Origin of the sequence: Sulfitobacter sp. BSw21498, from assembly GCF_006064855.1 — a bacterium.
In the GTDB taxonomy this organism is placed as follows: Bacteria; Pseudomonadota; Alphaproteobacteria; order Rhodobacterales; family Rhodobacteraceae; genus Sulfitobacter.
The window spans coordinates 1,107,306-1,118,738 of sequence record NZ_CP040753.1 but is presented as its reverse complement, the minus strand read 5'-3'; the positions used below and the strand labels follow the sequence as shown (position 1 = coordinate 1,118,738).

Sequence of the window (11,433 nt, the reverse complement as noted above, 5' to 3'; positions counted from 1 at the left end):
ATAGCAAACAGAACCCCCGGCGCAGAAAATCGCGCCCGAGGGGCCTGCAAGGTTACTGTGCCGCGGATCAGTCCAGCACCCCGGCTTGGGTGAGGTAATCACGCGCCACGGCCTCTGCCGGTTCGCCACCGACTTGGATACGACCGTTCAGCTTTTGCAGCGTCGCCATGTCCAGCCCTTCAAAGATCGGGTTCAGCACCTCGGGGATGGACGGGTATTCCGCCAGCACCTCGGCGCGGATGATCGGGGCGGGTTCATAGACGGGTTGCACGCCTTTATCGTCTTCCATCACCACAAGGCCCGTTGCGCCGACGCCACCATCGGTGCCATAGACCATCGCCGCATTCACACCCGACGTACCGCGCGCTGCGGCTTGGATGGTCGCAGCCGTATCCCCGCCGGACAGGATAACCGTCTGATCAGAATTCAGCTCGAACCCATAGGTGTCTTGCATGGCCGGCAGCACCGCGGGGGACGACACAAATTCGGTCGAGGCGGCCAGTTTGACCGTGCCGCCCTGCGCCACCCACGCGCCAAAATCGGACATGGTTTTCAGGGCATTTTCTTCGGCCACGGGACCGGTAACGGCAATCGCCCATGTGTTATTTGCAGGGGCAGAGGTCAGCCATGTCACGTCGTTTTGGTCGGCGTCCAGTTCAGCGGCGCGGGCATGGCCGGCTTTGGCGTCTTTCCAAACGTCGCTTTCGGCCTCATTGAAAAAGAACGCCGCGTTGCCAGTGTATTCAGGGTAAATGTCGATCTGACCGGACAGCAGCGCCTCGCGGACAACTTGCGTGCCGCCCAACTGCAAACGACGCTCGACTGGCAGGCCCGCGTCTTCAAGCGCAAGCGCAATGACATTGCCCAACAACCCGCCTTCGGTGTCGATCTTGGAAGATACGGTGATGTCAGCAGCTGCCGAGGTGGCAAGCGCGGCGGTGAGGGTCGCGGCGGATACGGATACGCGGAGGAAATTCGTCATGGGATGCAGGCTCCTTGATGTGGCTTTCGATGATCGTGCGGAAGTTGAGGATCAAGGTAGCGGTCAAACCGGGGATGCCAAGTGTTTTTATGTGCAAAGCTGTGGCGCATACGAAAGCACCCCATAGGGGGGTGGGCTTTGTTTAAACTTGAGTACCGAGACGAGGCGATGAGGCGGGGTGACAGGTGCGGCAGTGGCGCGTCAGGCGGCGTCTTTCCAGAGCGTCGGCGTAAGGTAGACAACACTATCATCCACGCTGACCATGACATCACCATCTTGAATATGGACCTGCAGCTTCATCGCGCGGCTGGCAAGTTTAGCGAGCGCGGCAGTGTCGCCCTCTGCCAGGTTGACCACCACAAGATTGTCAAACCGCGCAGTGCCGTTGCGGGTTTTGTCCCACCAGACCTCTGCGGTTTTGCCGCCATAAGGGTATAGGACCACCCGCTCGGCCTTGTTACAGGACTGGCGGATGATCTTTTCGCTGGGCAAACCAAGAGCGACCCAAACGTCGATCTCGTCGCTGAGGCTTTTTTGCCAGATATCAGGTTCGCTGTCGGTCGACAGGCCTTTGGTCATCTCCAGATGCTCGTGGGCATTCAACGCATAGGCCAACAATCGCACCATCAAACGTTCGTCGGTTTCAGAGGGGTGTTTGGCCACGGTAAGCTTGTGCGTCTCGTAATAATGGCGATCCATATCCGAGACCGACAGCTCGACTTTGTAGATCAGTGAATTTTGCGCCATGACGTTCCCGAACCCTTGGTGACCGCAGTGCATGATACGCTCCGGTGATTAGGGGGGCAGTACCTGCCGGCCCGCGGACTAACAAGCGCTGATCGGACTGTCAGAGATCGTGCTAGCATGAAGGTGGGGCGAAATTATCTTTCGCGAAACGCGTGTTCCGTGTAAGATCGGCAAACGCGTGTGGCGCATTGACGTCTGACAATTTCGTGATCAGCTGGGGCGGCACCTGTAAAATGGTGGCATGAAACTTATATTGACCGTCCAGTCAACGCTGCTATACGCGCGCTCCGCCTAGGCATAATTTACCCAAGGGACAACGACTTAATGATTGAATTCGAATTAAACGGACGGCAGGTTTCTGTCGACGCAGAGCCGGATACGCCCCTGTTGTGGGCGATCCGTGACGAGATCGGCCTGACAGGGACCAAGTTTGGCTGCGGCATCGGCGCGTGTGGCGCATGTACCGTACACATCGACGGCGCTGCCGTTCGGTCCTGCATCACCTATCTTTCCGACGTCGAAGGACTGAAAGTCACGACAATCGAAGGGTTGGACGAAAACGGCAGCCACCCTGTGCAAGAAGCATGGCGCAACCTGCGGGTGCCCCAGTGTGGTTACTGCCAGTCCGGCCAGATCATGCAGGCGGCGTCTTTGTTGCAAGACACGCCCAACCCCAGCGATGACGACATCGACGCGGTGATGACCGGCAATCTGTGCCGCTGCATGACCTATACCCGTATCCGTCAAGCCGTGCGCGATGCCGCCACCGCTATGGGAGGCTCCGACAATGGCTAATTTGATTTCCCGCCTCACAGGCGCAGACACGCAACCACAGATGTCCCGCCGTGGGTTCCTTGTGTCCATGACTGCCGTTGGTGTTGCCTTTGGCTTCCCGCAGGCGTCGAACGCCGCGATGAACCCTGCAGTGCCAGACGGCACGCCGGTCACCCCCAATGGCGACACGTTCGAGCCGTCAATGTGGTACTGGATCGATGCTGACGGTCAGGTCAACGTCAATATTATCCGCGCCGAGATGGGCCAACACGTCGGCACTGCCATCGCGCGTATTCTGGCGGACGAGCTGGAAGTCGCATGGGAAAATGTACACATCACCCACGTTGATACAGACGAGAAATGGGGCTTGATGGTCACAGGCGGCAGCTGGTCGATCTGGCAAAGCTGGCCCGTCTACCGCCAAGCAGGTGCCGCTGGCCGTACCGCATTGATCGAAGCTGCGGCAGCCAAATGGGGCGTAGACGCTTCCGGCCTGACGGCGCGTGACGGTGCTGTGACCGACGGCACCCAAACCATCAGCTATGGTGATCTGGTGGCCGAAGGGCTCGACCGGAGCTTCACCGACGAAGAGCTGGCAGCTCTGCCGCTCAAGCCACACGCCGATCTGCGCCTTGTTGGTCAGGACGTGCACCCGCTTGATTTGGATACAAAAACCACGGGTCAGGCGATCTATGGTCTGGATGCCAAGGTCGACGGAATGGTTTACGGCGTGCCGATGCTGCCGCCGACGCGCTATGGCTCCAAGGTGAATTCCGTGGACGATACCGCCGCCAAAGACATCAAGGGCTACCTTGAAACTGTGGTGCTCGAAGATCCGTCGGGCACAGTGCCGGGTTGGGTTGTCGTTCTGGGCAAAACGCTGCACGCAGCGCGCAAGGCGACCTATGAGATCAGCGTCGACTGGACCTCGGGCGAGACGGCAAATGTGTCGGAGGAAGACATTCAGGCGCGTTCACGCGAGCTGATCCAAGGCGAAGAAGGGTCGATCCTGCACACAGAGCAGCCCTACACCACGGCAGCCTTTGATGGGGCGGCGGACACGCTTGAGGCGGAATACACCACGCAATCCGTGTTGCACTTCCAGATGGAACCGGTGAACGCCACTGTCTTCCAGAACGCTGATGGCGTTTGGGAAACACACGCGGGGAACCAGTGGCAATCGCTGATCTTGCCGACGTTGGCCGCTGCCTTGGAGGTGCCTGCCGACAAGATCGTGATGCGCAGCTATATGTTGGGTGGGGGCTTTGGCCGTCGTCTGAATGGCGACTATATCGTACCTGCAGCGCTGGCGTCCAAAGCTGTTGGCAAGCCGGTGAAGCTGGTATTCTCGCGCGAGGAAGATGCCCAGTTCGACAGCATCCGTTCGCCGTCCGTGCAGAAACTACGCATGGCGTTTGACGATGCCAAATCGGTCATAGGGATGGAGCACCACGCCGCAGCCGGTTGGCCGACGCAGGTGATGGCACCGGGCTTTATGCCCAAAGGCGTCAACGAAGAACCGTATGATCCCTTTGCCATCGATGGTGCCGATCACTGGTACACGGTGGGCGCGCATCAGGTGCGGGCGATCTCGAACGATCTGGCGAACGCGACCTTCCGTCCCGGTTGGCTGCGGTCGGTTGGACCGGGCTGGACGAACTTTGCGGTCGAAAGCTTTATGGATGAAGCCGCGCATAAAGTCGGTGCCGATCCGTTGCAGTTCCGTTTGGATCACCTGAAGGCCGAAGGCATCAACGCGGGCTCTGCGCCCAATGCGGTTGGTGGTGCATCGCGTCAGGCTGCTGTTTTACAGCGCGTGGCCGAGATGTCGGGCTATGGTAACGCAGATCTGCCCGAGGGCACCGCAATCGGTATTGCCACCACCTTTGGCCAGTCGCGCAGCATGCCGACCTGGACAGCGGCGGCGGTCAAGCTGGCGGTGGATGCTGAAACGGGCGAGGTGGATGTCCAGAAGATGTGGCTGGCGTTCGACTGCGGCACTGTTGTGGACCCCGACGGGGCGCGCGCACAATGCGAAGGTGCGGCCCTTTGGGGACTGTCCTTGGCGCTTCACGAAGGTACACGGATCGAGAACGGCAACGTTATTGACCTGAACCTCGGGGCCTATACGCCGCTGCGTCTGGCCGATGTGCCCGAGCTCGAGATCGCCTTTGTCGAAAGCACCGAAGTACCGGTTGGTCTGGGCGAGCCTGGTACGACCGTGATTGCACCGGCGATTGCCAACGCGATCTTTAACGCGACCGGCGCACGTGTACGTCACCTGCCGATCACCGGCGATGCTGTGCTTGCAGCAAAGAAGGCCTAAAATAAGACGGGCGGGCGCAATCTTGCGCCCGCCCGTTTGCACTTGCTTCGGCGTCGGACCGCAAAGCGATCTGATCTAGCGGCCCAATGCGTGCCCGCGGCGAATGAAAAAGATCGCCAAGGTGATCAGGATCCCGCTCGCAAGGACCCCCAGACCTCTTTCATAAAGACCATCGATATCGTTTGGTAGAAAGAAGAACACCGGCGCGCCGACGACCCAAAGTGCGCCAAACCCCTGCAACGCATAAGAATACCGCGCGTCCGCGCGTTTCAGGCCTTTGGCCATCGCAAAAGCAACGGTCGCGACCGCCGCGCCAAGGGCATAGACGAGATATTTGTGAATAACCCAGCCGTCACTGTCGGCATCACCGTATTCGTTGCGCGCACCAATCAGAAAAACGGTTAAGCCAAAGACGAGCAACGCAAGGATACCGATGCTCCACCCGCGGTCGCCCATATGCACATGTGCCGCAAGTAAGGCGGCTGACAGCACCGCCGCCGAATAGGTATACAGCCCGATGTCGACGATGAATTCAAAGCGTCCGGCACCCAAATCGCTGATCGTGTCGGCGATCCAATCGTGATCAGGCACAACGAAATCCGCGATTAGGATTGATAGCGCAAGCGCCGCGCAACCGAAGATTACGAACCAGCCTAAAAGGATCATCAACTGCGGTTGGTCCTGGTGGGCAGGGGGGACACCCTCGTTGCTCATTGTCGGCTCCTTCGTTGTTTCGACCGCTGCTTGTCTAAGGCTGTCGTTCGCGTTGGCGGCCGTGTGACTTCGTGATTGTGAATAGGGCAATCCGCAGGAAGGGGCCGATCCGACTTTAGCCCATCAGACCGCCATGATGCCGTCTCAAATTGGGCCCGTTCGTGCAGCCTTCAGCAGATCAACTGGATTGGGCTATTGTTCGTTCCAATTGGGTGCGTCAGTCCCCAAGCAAAGCTTCCTGAACAGCATCGTCCCAGCCTAGAAAGAATGTGTCCCCGTCACGAATGACCGGACGCGCCATGACCTTGGGCTGTGCCGCGATCTGTGCCTCTGCTTCGGAATTCTTCAGCCAGTTATTGAGCGCGCGGTAGTCGTTCGATTTGCGGTCCACCAGCCGATCTCCGAACTCTGCGATCAGCTCCGACAATTCTGCCTCGCTCAGCGGATCTGCCCGAACATCACGGAAAGCGACAGTAATTCCATTGGCCTCCAATGCTTTGCGGGCTTTTTGGCAGGTAGCGCAGGTCTGTAAGCCGTAGATCATCATCTTGTAGTCTCCTTTGCTTTCGATCCCGCAATCTCGTGCATCGACGCGTTCAGCGCAACCATCCGATCGGTTGTGTGCGTCGGGTGACGTGAGCTCTCGACCGGATCTGCCGCGTCATCGGGGTTGCGCTGGCCTTAAGGAAAGCTTGCAACAAGGTGATTTCACCGCCATTCAGATCGCCATGACACATTCATCAGATCAGGCATCAGATCAGGCATCAGATCAGGGCGCAGTTTCATTGGACGTTCTTGGCTGGTCGGCGTTTTACGACGCGCAGTTGGAGCCCGATGAAGCCGAGCTTGCCCCCATGCGCATCGCGACCGTACACCGCGACCGGGTCACTGCGATGTCCGAACTTGGCCCTGTGAGGCTGAAACTTTCCGCGCGGACGAACACGACGGACTTCGCCGTGGGGGACTGGGTTCTTGTGGCCCGCGAAGACCGCTTGCTGGTCCGGCGGCTGGAGAGACGGATGCAGTTACAGCGCCAAGCCGAAGGCCGCCGGCAAGCGCAACTTATTGCTGCAAACGTTGACACGCTTTTGATCGTCACTTCCTGCAATGACGACTTTAATCCGGCACGACTGGAGCGGTATCTGGCGCTGGCCAACGAGGCGGGGGCGGTTCCGGTGATCGTCCTAACCAAGATTGACCAGACGTCTGATCCCGCACCCTACGTTCAGCAGGCGCAAGCGCTTCAAGTCGGGTTGAATGTCGTCATGCTGAATGCGAAAACACCGGATGCGGCATTGATTTTGGCACGTTGGTGCGGCCCGGGTCAGACCGTCGCCCTTGTCGGATCGTCGGGGGTTGGAAAGTCGACCTTGCTGAATACGCTGTCGAATAAGTCTTCCGAGGACGCCCAGCCAACAGGCGATATTCGCGCGGACGACGCTAAGGGGCGTCACACAACCACATCGCGCTCTCTCCATGCGATTGCGGGTGGCGGCTGGGTGATCGATACGCCCGGGATGCGAACGCTGCATGTCAACGATGTCGCGGACGGGCTAAATACGCTGTTCGCAGAGATTGTCGAGCTCGCGACCCAGTGTCGTTTCCGCGATTGCACCCACGCTCATGAACCCGGTTGCGCGGTTCAAAGTGCGGTCGCCAGCGGGACAATCGACCCAGCACGCCTTGACCGATGGCGTAAGCTGACGGAGGAAAACCTGACCAATACCGTCACCCCGTCGGGTCCTCGTGGGAACAAGATTATAAAGGCACCAGGCAGACGTCGCTGACCGATGGGTCCAGCACCGCGCGCAGCCTTTCCGGCCCTTGGTGTATCGTCCCGTTACAGTCGCTGTCAGGGCTTCCCCCTTCGCCAGCCATTGTGCCGTATGGCTAGCGCGATGATCAGCCCGTAGGCCAGCATGGCGCAGCCTATGGCAACGAATATCCCTTCAACTCCCATGCCTGCGTATTTCGTGAGTATCAGGGCCCCGACCAGAGCAATGGCCATGCGGCTCAAGCTGCTGATTACCGGCCACACCATGCGGCCCGCCCCCTGCGACGCAAAATACAGCGCCAGACCCAACCCGAAGAACGCATAGAACGGTGCGACGAGGCGGAAGTAGCTGCGCCCGGCTTCAAGTGCCACGGTATTAGAGGGGTCAAGGAACATCCCCAGCCAGAGGTCCGGAAAGACCGCCAGCAGCAGGCCGATACTGCCCACAATACCCGCCGCGGCCAGAGAGCCGGTCCAGGCCACGCGTAGGGCGCGGTCGGTGCGGCCGGCCCCGATGTTGGCTCCGACCATGGCGGTCATGGCGGCACCAATTCCGAAAATTACGGGGATCATCAGGAACTCAAGTCGCGCGCCAAGGCCGTAACCTGCCAGCGCACCCTCGCCATAGCGGCCGACCAGCCCCGTCATCATGATGATGGTAACGGTTGTCAGCACCGTATTAATCGCCGCCAGCGCACCGACACTTAGTATGTCGCTGAAGATGCCGAGATTGAGCCGTTTTACTGCGCCGCGAAAGGACAGACCCGTCCGACCCAAGACAATATAGCCGATGGAAACAAACGCGCCTGCCGAGAACGCCACTATCACGCCAAGCGGCAGTCCGGCCATGCCAAGGGCAGGCAACGGCCCCCATCCAAGGGCAAAGCCGCCCGAAAGGGGGATGGAGATGACCGATACCATCAGCAACAGCAGCGCAGGCATTTGCATGTTGCCGGTGCCGCGGATCACGCTGAGCGAAGCATTGCAAAGCCATATCGCCGCGCAGCCGGGGAAAAAGACCAGCGCATAGGTCGTCGCTGCGGCGACTGTGTCATCTCCACCGCCCAGCATCATGAAAAATCGTGTGCCAAATAATGCGACCAGCACCGCCATGAGGGCAGCGAAACTTATGGCGATGATCCAGGCGGCGAGGGTCAGCGTTGCGGCCCGGTCCACGTCCGACGCTCCGAGGGCGCGCGCGGTGGCAGCGGATATGGCCCCGCCAATCGCCCCGGCCGAAAGCATCTGTGTGAGCATCACCAGCGGGAACACCAATGCCAGCCCTGCCAACGCAGTGACGCCAAGGAGGCTGGCGAAATAAGCCTCAGCGATGCTCTGCGCGGCCTGCACGAACATTGCGAGCACGTTGGGTGCCGCAAGTCTTCCCAAAGTGGGTGCAATCGGTGCTTCGAGCATGAGGCGCGTGCGCGAGGCACGTGCAGCAGCCCCTGCATCCGCGAGTGCTGAGGCCGCAGTAGGTGTAGCGCGGGGGATCATAGTCTTCTGTCTTTCTGGCACATCCGGAGCACCATTGAAATTCGAAATGGTCCCAGGGCTCTTTACGGTCAAGGCCACCCTTATTGACCACTCAGGTGCCTTATCACACGGCCACGAACTGAGTTCTTTAATGGAACTAACTATGGGTAAGTTCTCTTTCGGAACCTGTCAATCCCTGCTATGGTATAGAGATGAAATGGAACGATCTTCACAAAGAAGCCTGCCCCGTCGCCCGCGGTCTGTCTGTCGTCGGCGACCGTTGGACCATGCTGGTGCTGCGCGACTGCTTCCTGGGCGTCCGCAGGTTTGAGCAGATGCAAGAGAGGCTTGGCATCACCCGCCATGTTCTCAGCGACCGCTTGCGCAAACTCGAGGCGGCTGGCGTGCTGCGCCGGGAGCTCTATCAACAGCGTCCGCAGCGATATGAATATCGACTGACAGAGCGGGGCAAAGCGCTTTATCCAATGCTTGTGACTTTGATCGAATGGGCAAACGCGCATGTCCCGCCCGAGGGCGAGCCCTCGGTCAAGCTGTTGTCACGCGAGACAGGCGACCCCATCGCCCCGGTATTGGTCGACGCGAACACCGGTCAGAATATCAGTCACCGGAACGTCACAGCCGTGGTGGCTGAATAAGCAATCTACCCGTCCTGCACGGCGTGCCTGCAATCAGGATCGACATTACAGCCGAGAGCCAAGTCCGCTTTGCAGACTAAGCTGTCGTTCCGCGCTTTTTGATAAAGCGCGCGGGTACTCCCGCATAGATCCCGAACGGTTCGGTCGACTTGCTAACGACGGAGCCCGCGCCAATGACGCATCCTTTAGCGATACGTACACCATCAAGTATCGTGCAGTTGGCACCGATCCAGACATCATCCTCAATCACGACACCTTGGCCGGTAGATTTCTGTTTGAAAATCGGTTGGGTCAGATCGTCAAAGCCGTGGTTGGAGGGGACTATAACGGTATGAGCAGCGATCCGGACCCCGTTGCCGATTTTCAGTCCACCTTGGCCATAGAGGATAGAATAGGGGTTCAGGCTACAGTCGTCGCCCAATTCGATAGAACCGCCCGTCGGAGCGAGTATCGTTCCAGCTTGCAATGTGCATCGTGCCCCGAGCGTTATAGTGCCGCCAAGTTTGAAATTGAAACGCACACCCCGTGCAATTCTCGGATCTGCTCCAATCCTTACTTTTCCGCGACCGATCAACCTGCGCCACGCAGCGCGAATCTCGCGTGTTCTTATCTTCATTGCGGGAAAACCCTTTTAAAAAATGAAATCGATTATTCGTACGGGGTAGACGCACATTTCACCAGACAGTCCGTGTCATATTCGAGGTTATACTAAAATGTACGTGCGGCAGCGTCGGTCAGTCTGGGCTCGGGGCTGACCTTTGATGCAAAAATATGTGCCAGAACTACTCAGCAGGTGGGACCGCGCCCGTGGGAAATGAATTCTGCACTGCGTCTAGCCAACTGCTTCTTGTCTGTACTTCGTGTTCGAAGCCCGAGACCCCGGCAGCTCGCAAAGGCGTAATAAGAAATGCCTATTTATCACAATGAAGATCATAGGCTACATTTTCCGCAGGCCGAATTGTCGGTTGGGGAAATCATTGCCGCTAATGTACCCGTGCGCGGCATGCACATGGGCAAAACCCGCACAGATATTGATGGCAAGGTCGGCTACTACTGTCATGCATCTGAGACCGCGATGACGCAGGGCACATGGGCTGCTGCGCTTGGCTCAGTCGCTTGCGCGTAAGCCGCGCAGCGTCATGTCGCGGCAGGAACGGGCTGCGCTTTCGCCCTATGTCGCCCGCCAGGCCACCATGCCACGGCAGATCAGTACGGCGGCGACTGCTTGATCAATAACGCGGCTGTTGCGGCATAAATGTTTTGTACATCGGGTACGCAGCGGGTTGCGATCCTTGATATCGATTTTCATGACGGCAATGGATGCGACGTCTGGTCTAATGCATTGGATGACGCGATTGCCAAGATTACCGCTTGGGGCACCGAGGCGCTGGTGCAGGACGGTCTATCAGCTTTTTCAAACTGGAAAGTGACGATTTCACCGATGCCGGTCGGCGGATCGGGCGTATGAAGCTTCCCGCCGTGATGTGCATGGAAGGTGGTTATACGATCGAGGCGGTTGGCATCAACATGGTAAACCTGCTGGCGGGTTTTAAGACGCGTAGCGACATCTTCGGCGTTGAAATAAATGCCATTACCGCGCTTGGGGACGTCGCCATCGTCATCGAAAAAGGTGAGCGTTTCCAAGGCCGAAGATCTTGCTTATGTTACGTGTCTCGACAGCTATTTTTATGCTAGATTTGCATATTCCCCAACGCCGACCGTGTAACGTCTTCTGCTCAAAGGAAAGCAAACGGTCAGCGCCGCGGGGCTGGGGTGGCTCAAGCGTGAATCGTGCTCATTTTCTCTCTAATGGGCTCTCAAGGCCGATGTGATCCCCGAAACTGTATGCGTTTAAATTTAAGCGGAAGGGGAAATGCTGAGCGATGCCGCCGATGGGCATGAAACGGTGGTCTGAGCTGGACGATGAAAATACCAGACGCAGAAAATCGCCGCGGTTTTGGTACTCGATAAAGAAACGCTTCGG

The 11,433-nt window shown here is 58.5% G+C and carries 12 protein-coding genes and 1 pseudogene; 6 read left to right on the top strand and 7 right to left on the bottom strand.

What is annotated here, in order from left to right; genetic code table 11:
- Nucleotides 1–67: 67 nt before the first annotated feature.
- Together osmF and E5180_RS05415 are read right to left on the bottom strand one after the other, a co-directional pair.
- Nucleotides 68–982 (bottom strand): glycine betaine ABC transporter substrate-binding protein OsmF, encoded by a 915-nt coding sequence (osmF, locus tag E5180_RS05420; RefSeq protein WP_138923493.1) that lies wholly within the window; start codon nucleotides 980–982, stop codon nucleotides 68–70.
- A gap of 201 nt (nucleotides 983–1,183) precedes the next feature.
- The gene (locus E5180_RS05415; protein ID WP_138925121.1) at nucleotides 1,184–1,729 is read right to left on the bottom strand and encodes a YaeQ family protein; all 546 of its coding nucleotides are present in this window, start codon (nucleotides 1,727–1,729) and stop codon (nucleotides 1,184–1,186) included.
- 324 nt (nucleotides 1,730–2,053) lie between these two features.
- Between E5180_RS05415 and E5180_RS05410 the strand changes: the two genes are divergently transcribed.
- Both E5180_RS05410 and E5180_RS05405 read left to right on the top strand, forming a co-directional pair.
- The gene (locus E5180_RS05410) at nucleotides 2,054–2,524 is read left to right on the top strand and encodes a (2Fe-2S)-binding protein (protein ID WP_138923492.1); all 471 of its coding nucleotides are present in this window, start codon (nucleotides 2,054–2,056) and stop codon (nucleotides 2,522–2,524) included.
- Nucleotides 2,517–4,829, top strand: coding sequence for a xanthine dehydrogenase family protein molybdopterin-binding subunit (locus tag E5180_RS05405; protein WP_138923491.1), 2,313 nt, complete (start codon nucleotides 2,517–2,519; stop codon nucleotides 4,827–4,829). Before E5180_RS05410 ends, E5180_RS05405 begins: the two co-directional genes overlap by 8 nt.
- Nucleotides 4,830–4,904: 75 nt before the next feature.
- On the opposite strand, the gene E5180_RS05400 is transcribed toward E5180_RS05405, so the two are convergent.
- Both E5180_RS05400 and E5180_RS05395 read right to left on the bottom strand, forming a co-directional pair.
- Nucleotides 4,905–5,543, bottom strand: coding sequence for a DUF998 domain-containing protein (locus E5180_RS05400; RefSeq protein ID WP_138923490.1), 639 nt, complete (start codon nucleotides 5,541–5,543; stop codon nucleotides 4,905–4,907).
- Nucleotides 5,544–5,760: 217 nt separating this feature from the next.
- Entirely contained in the window at nucleotides 5,761–6,090 is a 330-nt protein-coding gene (locus E5180_RS05395; RefSeq protein ID WP_138923489.1) for an arsenate reductase family protein, read from the bottom strand.
- A gap of 181 nt (nucleotides 6,091–6,271) precedes the next feature.
- Between E5180_RS05395 and rsgA the strand changes: the two genes are divergently transcribed.
- Nucleotides 6,272–7,330 carry a ribosome small subunit-dependent GTPase A gene (rsgA, locus tag E5180_RS05390; RefSeq protein ID WP_138923488.1) on the top strand — a complete coding sequence of 353 codons (1,059 nt, stop codon included), beginning with the start codon at nucleotides 6,272–6,274 and terminating at the stop codon, nucleotides 7,328–7,330.
- Nucleotides 7,331–7,395: 65 nt separating this feature from the next.
- Here the strand turns inward: rsgA and E5180_RS05385 are convergent, their stop codons facing one another.
- On the bottom strand, nucleotides 7,396–8,814 hold the full coding sequence (locus E5180_RS05385) for an MATE family efflux transporter (RefSeq protein ID WP_138923487.1): 1,419 nt from the start codon (nucleotides 8,812–8,814) through the stop codon (nucleotides 7,396–7,398).
- A 191-nt stretch (nucleotides 8,815–9,005) separates the two neighbouring features.
- Here E5180_RS05385 and E5180_RS05380 point away from each other — a divergent pair, with 191 nt between their 5' ends.
- Entirely contained in the window at nucleotides 9,006–9,449 is a 444-nt protein-coding gene (locus tag E5180_RS05380) for a winged helix-turn-helix transcriptional regulator (RefSeq protein ID WP_138923486.1), read from the top strand.
- Nucleotides 9,450–9,525: 76 nt separating this feature from the next.
- On the opposite strand, the gene E5180_RS15805 is transcribed toward E5180_RS05380, so the two are convergent.
- Nucleotides 9,526–9,969, bottom strand: a complete 444-nt coding sequence (locus E5180_RS15805; protein WP_254700536.1) for an acyltransferase — start codon at nucleotides 9,967–9,969, stop codon at nucleotides 9,526–9,528.
- 387 nt (nucleotides 9,970–10,356) lie between these two features.
- On the opposite strand from E5180_RS15805, the gene E5180_RS05370 reads away from it, so the two are divergent.
- Together E5180_RS05370 and E5180_RS16090 are read left to right on the top strand one after the other, a co-directional pair.
- Complete coding sequence (locus E5180_RS05370; RefSeq protein WP_138923484.1) at nucleotides 10,357–10,575, top strand: hypothetical protein; 219 nt, start codon at nucleotides 10,357–10,359, stop codon at nucleotides 10,573–10,575.
- Nucleotides 10,576–10,590: 15 nt separating this feature from the next.
- Nucleotides 10,591–10,704 (top strand): annotated as a pseudogene (locus E5180_RS16090) (histone deacetylase family protein); the annotation flags it as partial.
- A gap of 50 nt (nucleotides 10,705–10,754) precedes the next feature.
- Here E5180_RS16090 and E5180_RS05360 read toward each other — a convergent pair.
- Nucleotides 10,755–11,093 (bottom strand): hypothetical protein, encoded by a 339-nt coding sequence (locus E5180_RS05360; RefSeq protein ID WP_138923483.1) that lies wholly within the window; start codon nucleotides 11,091–11,093, stop codon nucleotides 10,755–10,757.
- Nucleotides 11,094–11,433 lie beyond the last annotated feature (340 nt).

Bases quoted from the DNA above. Each gene is read 5' to 3' on its own strand.
- osmF (WP_138923493.1), bottom strand. From the start codon at position 982: ATGACGAATTTCCTCCGCGTATCCGTATCCGCCGCGACCCTCACCGCC.
- E5180_RS05415 (WP_138925121.1), bottom strand. From the start codon at position 1,729: ATGGCGCAAAATTCACTGATCTACAAAGTCGAGCTGTCGGTCTCGGAT.
- E5180_RS05380 (WP_138923486.1), top strand. From the start codon at position 9,006: ATGAAATGGAACGATCTTCACAAAGAAGCCTGCCCCGTCGCCCGCGGT.
- E5180_RS05410 (WP_138923492.1), top strand. From the start codon at position 2,054: ATGATTGAATTCGAATTAAACGGACGGCAGGTTTCTGTCGACGCAGAG.
- E5180_RS05370 (WP_138923484.1), top strand. From the start codon at position 10,357: ATGCCTATTTATCACAATGAAGATCATAGGCTACATTTTCCGCAGGCC.
- rsgA (WP_138923488.1), top strand. From the start codon at position 6,272: ATGACACATTCATCAGATCAGGCATCAGATCAGGCATCAGATCAGGGC.
- E5180_RS05385 (WP_138923487.1), bottom strand. From the start codon at position 8,814: ATGATCCCCCGCGCTACACCTACTGCGGCCTCAGCACTCGCGGATGCA.
- E5180_RS05395 (WP_138923489.1), bottom strand. From the start codon at position 6,090: ATGATGATCTACGGCTTACAGACCTGCGCTACCTGCCAAAAAGCCCGC.
- E5180_RS05400 (WP_138923490.1), bottom strand. From the start codon at position 5,543: ATGAGCAACGAGGGTGTCCCCCCTGCCCACCAGGACCAACCGCAGTTG.
- E5180_RS05405 (WP_138923491.1), top strand. From the start codon at position 2,517: ATGGCTAATTTGATTTCCCGCCTCACAGGCGCAGACACGCAACCACAG.